General features: G+C 65.7%; 4 protein-coding genes. 2 read left to right on the top strand and 2 right to left on the bottom strand.

The window, feature by feature from the left end; all coding sequences use genetic code 11:
• Both FUT87_RS19015 and FUT87_RS19010 read right to left on the bottom strand, forming a co-directional pair.
• On the bottom strand, window positions 1–291 hold a 291-nt coding region (locus FUT87_RS19015; RefSeq protein ID WP_147242041.1), incomplete at its 3' end, for a response regulator.
• A gap of 123 nt (window positions 292–414) precedes the next feature.
• Window positions 415–873, bottom strand: a complete 459-nt coding sequence (locus FUT87_RS19010) for a hypothetical protein (RefSeq protein WP_091722278.1) — start codon at window positions 871–873, stop codon at window positions 415–417.
• Between the two features lie 271 nt (window positions 874–1,144).
• Between FUT87_RS19010 and FUT87_RS19005 the strand changes: the two genes are divergently transcribed.
• Window positions 1,145–2,305: a histidine kinase gene (locus tag FUT87_RS19005; RefSeq protein WP_147242040.1), complete on the top strand. Its 1,161-nt coding sequence runs from the start codon at window positions 1,145–1,147 to the stop codon at window positions 2,303–2,305.
• Window positions 2,302–2,949, top strand: a complete 648-nt coding sequence (locus FUT87_RS19000) for a response regulator transcription factor (RefSeq protein WP_091722286.1) — start codon at window positions 2,302–2,304, stop codon at window positions 2,947–2,949. Before FUT87_RS19005 ends, FUT87_RS19000 begins: the two co-directional genes overlap by 4 nt.
• Window positions 2,950–3,093: the final 144 nt, after the last annotated feature.

Genomic DNA, 3,093 nt, shown 5'->3' with positions numbered 1-3,093 from the left:
GCCGGCGGCGCGGCCGGCCTGCTTCATCTGGTCGCTGGACTCGGTGGTCAGGATCAGGATCGGCGTGGTCTTGAACTTGGGGTTGTCGCGCAGCTTCTTGGTGAGGCTGATCCCGTCCATCCGGGGCATGTTCTGGTCGGTCAGCACCAGGTCGAAATCGCGTTGCGACGACTTCTCCCAGGCGTCCTGCCCGTCCACCGCCTCCACGACGTTGAAACCCGCATTCTTGAGGGTGAACGAGACCATCTGGCGCATGGAGGCCGAATCGTCTACGGCGAGGATCGAGGGCATTTTTGGTTCTCCGGATGACAAGCGGTTTTCGGGTGGACCTGAAGATTCTTGAGGGCCTTGACGGCGATCTGCCGACAGCGGCCGGTGTTTTCGTGACCTAACGGACGGAACGACGGAACATCGTCAGAACAACTCGATCGATCCCGCGTCCATCTCGTCCTGGGTGACGGGATTGGGACGCAGCGGGGCGGTCTCGACGACGGCCAGGCCGTCCTCGTCCTCCCCGAAGGTGTCGCGGGCCAACTGGTCCGAGCAATTGCGCAGCCGCTGGCTCGTGTGCGCGATCAGCTGCGTGGACATGTCCTGGAACTGCAGCGCCGTGATCGCACCGGCCAGATGCAGCATCAACTGCTGCAGCGCGTCCTGGTCACGGGCGTCGGGCAGGCGCTCGCGCATCTGGTCGACCAGGCCCGACGCGCCGAAGAAATGCGTCGACAGGGCTTCGCAGGCATCGTCCAGCAGACGCTGCAGGCGCTCCAGGTCGTTGTTGACCGTCATCAAGTGGTCCTGCAGCTCGGCAGCGGCCAGCAGCGGCATCAGTCCGCTGCCTTCCGGCTCGACCGACGTCTCATCGATATGCATCTTGGCTCCACATAGGGCGTCCTGGTGCGTCGTCATGTCTGCCCAACTCAAACATGCGCCCGGACTTGTCGGCTGGCAAGAATCTTCGGCTTTTGCCACGCATCTGTCGACGGGACTAACCGTGCAAAGTAGTCCCATTAGCTTGGATCGACTGGACGCTGACAAATCTCGATAAGGGTAAACCCAAGACTCTACGGTTTCCAGATCAATAAAACCCAGGGGTCTCCTGCGCAGATGAGGGATGCGCGACAAACTTGGCATACTCGCGCCCATGCCGACTCTCCCCCTGGCCGAGCGCTGTCTGCGCCTGCTGCATATCGAGGATTCCGACCTGGATCACCAACTGATCCTGGCCCAGCTGCAACGGGCCGGATTGCGTTTCGAAATCACGCGGCTGGACACGCTGCCCGATATCGAGGCCGCCCTCGACCGGGCCTGGGATGCGGTGATTTCCGACTACAACCTGCCGGGGTTTTCGGGGCTCGTCGTGCTGGACATGATCAAGCAGCGGCAACTGGTGCTCCCGTTCGTGCTGGTGTCCGGCGAGATCGGCGAGGACACGGCCGTCGCGGCGATGCGCACCGGCGCGTCGGACTACCTGCTCAAGAACAACCTGGCGCGGCTGGCGCCGGCGCTGCTGCATGCGATCGAGTCCTGCGAGGCCCAGCTCGCCCGCCAGGAGGCCGACCGCGAACTGCTCAAGTCCAAGCAGCAGCTGCACGAGCTGGCGGGGCACTTGCAGACCAGTGTCGAGATGGAGCGGGCCGCGATCGCGCGTGAAATCCACGACGACGTCGGGGGCTCGCTGACGGCGCTCAAGTTCGACCTGGCGTGGATCGCGCGCCACAGCAAGGACGAGGACGTGCAGCAGCGGGTGCAGTCGGCGCTGGAGACGGTCACCAGCGCCATCGAATCGAGCCAGCGGATCATGCACAACCTGCGTCCCGCGATCCTGGAACAAGGATTGCTGGCAGCGGTGCAGTGGCTGGCGGCGCGCTTCGAGCGCCGCACCGGCATTGCGACCTCGGTGCGGCACGTCGGCGACCATTTCCAGCTGCCGGCTGGCGTGCCGCTGGTGGCTTACCGCTGCGCGCAGGAGGCCTTGACCAACGTGTCCAAGCATGCCGGCGCGACCCGGGTCGAGGTGGAGTTGAGCATGGAGGGCGGCGTGCTGACGCTGGAGATCAAGGACAACGGCCACGGCATCGCGCCGGGCGACCTGAGCAAGGCCCGCAGCTTCGGCATCCGCGGCCTGCGCGAGCGCGCCGCGACGGTGGGCGGCTGGGTCGACCTGAGCAGCGGTCTGCATGGCACGGCGCTGATCCTGTCGGTGCCGCTGCGCGGCGTCATCGGCGATTTCGAGTTCGACGAGGACGGCGAGCCGCTCTCCGTCGGAGCCGGCCATGACCCCTCCTCGTGGGGCGCCCTATGATCAAAGTCATCCTTTGCGACGACCACGCGCTGATCCGCCGCGGCATCCGCGACACGCTCTCCGACGCGCCCGACATCGAGGTCGTCGGCGAGGCCGGGGACTACGGCGAGCTGCGCAGCCTGATGCGCAGCCTGCCGGTCGACAAGCAGTGCGACGTGCTGGTGCTGGACATCAACATGCCGGGCCGCAGCGGCCTGGACGTCCTGCACGTGCTCAAGGACGAGGGCACGACGACGCGGGTGCTGATCGTGTCGATGTATCCCGAGGACCAGTACGCGATCCGCGCGCTGCGCGCCGGAGCCTTCGGCTACGTGAACAAGGGCGGTGACCCGCAACTGCTGGTGCAGGCGGTGCGCACGGTGGCGCAGGGCCGCAAGTACGTGACGCCGGAGATCGCGCAGATGCTGGTCGAGAGCCTGACGGCGCCGGCGCCGGAGCAGGCCCACCAGAAGCTGTCGGACCGCGAGCTGCAGACGCTGGTGATGATTGCCTCCGGCAAGCGTCTGTCCGACATCGCCGAGGAGCTGATGCTCAGCCCCAAGACCGTCAGCGTGTATCGCGCCCGTGTCCTGGAGAAGCTGGCGCTGTCCAACAATTCCGAGTTGACCGTCTACGCCATCCGCAACGGACTGGTCGAAAGCTGAGCAGTCCCGCATTGCTCGCTATTCCAAAGGGGGAAGTCAGCGAGCCCAAAAAGGGGGAGGGCAGGCAGCGAGTGAGTGTGGGGCCGGAATGGGGCTTGGGGGTCCAGGAGGGATCCCCCATGCCCCGTGGAGAGCCCGCGCTTG

This window comes from Mitsuaria sp. TWR114, from assembly GCF_007997345.1.
Note: the sequence above shows the minus strand (reverse complement) of the source record. Positions and strands in the feature narration are given on the sequence as shown.